Origin of the sequence: Variovorax boronicumulans NBRC 103145, assembly GCF_001591345.1 — a bacterium.
Lineage (GTDB): Bacteria > Pseudomonadota > Gammaproteobacteria > Burkholderiales > Burkholderiaceae_C > Variovorax > Variovorax boronicumulans.
In genome coordinates, this window is sequence record NZ_BCUS01000244.1 from 1 (window position 1) to 2,249 (window position 2,249).

Here is a 2,249-nt window from a genome sequence, read left to right on the forward strand (position 1 = left end):
CCTGCCCGTGGCCGGCAGCGTGGTCCGCATCACGGTGCTGCCGCTCAAACCTTCGCACCCGCTGGCCGTGCTGCGCCAGCGCCACCGCGCGCTCGTGGTCTTCGCCCATCCGGCCGAGGCGGCGCCCGTGGAGCCGCGGCAGCTGGAAAGCCTGCTCGGCCTGAGCCCGACCGAAGCGCGGCTCGCGCTGCTCCTGGCGAGCGGCAAGACCGTGAAGGACTTCGCCGCCGCGCAGCACTGCTCCGAACACACGGCGCGCAGCCACCTGCGCAACGTGATGCGCAAGACCGACTGCCACCGGCAGGCGGAACTGGTGCTGCTGGTGCAGTCGCTGCGGGACTGAGCAGCAGGTTCTACTGCGAACGGGGGATGGCGCCGCGCGGCGGTTGCGAGAACCATGGCGCCCTCTACACGAGGAGTTCGCCATGGCTGTCTACTGGGACGAGACCAAGATGCAGATGGGTCCGCACGGCACCGCGACCATCCTTGCCTTCGGCGATTCGTGGTTCTGGTACCCGCTGCCGGGCGGCAGCCTGCTGAACTTCCTGGGCGACGTGGTCGGCGCGCGCGGCCACGTGATCCTGGCCAAGGGCATGAACGGCGCGGAAGCCCAGGATTACGTCGAAGGCAAGTACCGCAACGCCGTGCGCGAGTCGCTGCGCCTGTACGGGCCGACGCTGTCGGCGGTGTTCATCAGCGGCGGCGGCAACGACTTCGCGGGCTTCAACGACCTGCGCCCGCTGCTCAAGTCCGATTGCACGGGCGAGACCCAGGCTGCGCAGTGCTTTCGCAACGGCAAGGGCGGCTTCGACCAGTTCCTTGTCGACATGGACGAGCAGTACCGTGCGCTCATCGGCCTCATCTACACCCGAACGAGCGTCGACTGCCACATCGTCATGCACAGCTACGACTACGCCCCGCCCACGGGCAAGGCGCTGTTCGGGCGCGAAGGCTGGCTGCGTCCGGCGCTGGTCGACGCGGGCGTGGCGCCCGAGCTGTTCAAGCCCTGCGTCGACCACCTGATCGACGGCTTCCACGGCATGCTGCAGAACATCGCCGCGGGCGACCCGCAGCACCTGCACGTGGTGGACAGCCGGGGCACGCTGGGCCCGACCGACTGGGCCAACGAGCTGCATCCCAACGGCCGCGGCTTCAAGAAGATCGCGGTTCAGCGCTGGCAGCCCGTGCTGCAGCCGCTGAACCTGGCCTGAGCTCTTGTGAAGTTCAGACGCCGCGCGCGCGGCGGTTGGACATGACCACGTTGTCCTTCTCGATCGCCGTGCCGCTCTTCAGCGCAGCAATCCACGCATCGGTCGTCGCCACGGCGGCGAAGTTGCTGTGGAACACGACGCTGAAGACGCGGTGGATCTCTTCGGCGCTCACGCGGCCTGCCGCGTTCTCATAAGGCAGCGCGCCGGTGGCGTCCGACAGGAACTCCACGTTCAGCCCGCGGTGCATGGCCTCGAACACGGTGGAGGCGTCGCAGTTCTGCGTCATGTAGCCGGTCACGCTCAGCGTGTCGATCTCGTGGCGCGCGAGCCAGTCGGCGAAGTCGGTGCCGGTGAAGACGCTCGGGAAGGCCTTGGTGACCAGATGGTCGCGCGGGCGGTTGGCGATCTCGGGGTGCAGCTGGCCGTGGAAGTTGTCGGCCTGGAACACCGGCGCGCCCTTCGGCGCGTGGTGCTGCACCACCACCACCGGCACGCCGGCCGCGCGGGCCGCGTCCATGGCCTGCGCGATCTTCGGCAGCGAGCTTTCGACCGGCGGGTATTCGATGGGCAGGCCGCCGCCTTCGAAGTATTCGTTCTGCACGTCGATGACGACGAGGGCGCGGCGCGGTGCGGACTGGCTCATGGGGTATCTCCTTCGGTGGTTGTGTGTGTCTGGAATGGCTCGATTCTTCGCGCACCACGGGTTTTGCGACAGTGGCCCGAAAGCCATTCATCGATAAGATCGGGCCATGCGCTCCTCTGCCGTTGAAACCATCGCTGTCGTGGCCTTCGACGGCATCAGCCCCTTCCACCTCTCCGTGCCCTGCATGGTGTTCGGCGAAGACCGCACCGACACCGGCGCGCCGCGCTTTCGCGTGCAGGTCTGCGCGCCCGAGCCCGGGCCGCTGGCCACCAACGCGGGCTTCACGCTCGTGGTGCCGCACGGCCTGGAGGCGATCCGCCGCGCGCAGATCGTGGTGGTGCCGTCCTGGCGCGACGACGGCCGGCCCGCGCCGCCCGCGCTCATCCGCGCGCTGC

4 protein-coding genes are annotated in these 2,249 nt (G+C 68.8%); 3 read left to right on the top strand and 1 reads right to left on the bottom strand.

Annotated features, from left to right (window positions below; genetic code table 11):
* On the top strand, window positions 1-343 hold a 343-nt coding region (locus tag VBO01S_RS31245; RefSeq protein ID WP_169805119.1), incomplete at its 5' end, for a helix-turn-helix transcriptional regulator.
* An 82-nt stretch (window positions 344-425) separates the two neighbouring features.
* Window positions 426-1,211 carry an SGNH/GDSL hydrolase family protein gene (locus VBO01S_RS31250; RefSeq protein ID WP_062483039.1) on the top strand — a complete coding sequence of 262 codons (786 nt, stop codon included), beginning with the start codon at window positions 426-428 and terminating at the stop codon, window positions 1,209-1,211.
* Window positions 1,212-1,224: 13 nt separating this feature from the next.
* Here the strand turns inward: VBO01S_RS31250 and VBO01S_RS31255 are convergent, their stop codons facing one another.
* Window positions 1,225-1,854, bottom strand: coding sequence for an isochorismatase family protein (locus VBO01S_RS31255; protein WP_062483042.1), 630 nt, complete (start codon window positions 1,852-1,854; stop codon window positions 1,225-1,227).
* Between the two features lie 106 nt (window positions 1,855-1,960).
* On the opposite strand from VBO01S_RS31255, the gene VBO01S_RS31260 reads away from it, so the two are divergent.
* On the top strand, window positions 1,961-2,249 hold a 289-nt coding region (locus tag VBO01S_RS31260; protein ID WP_502688681.1), incomplete at its 3' end, for a type 1 glutamine amidotransferase family protein.

Bases quoted from the DNA above. Each gene is read 5' to 3' on its own strand.
- VBO01S_RS31250 (WP_062483039.1), top strand. From the start codon at position 426: ATGGCTGTCTACTGGGACGAGACCAAGATGCAGATGGGTCCGCACGGC.
- VBO01S_RS31255 (WP_062483042.1), bottom strand. From the start codon at position 1,854: ATGAGCCAGTCCGCACCGCGCCGCGCCCTCGTCGTCATCGACGTGCAG.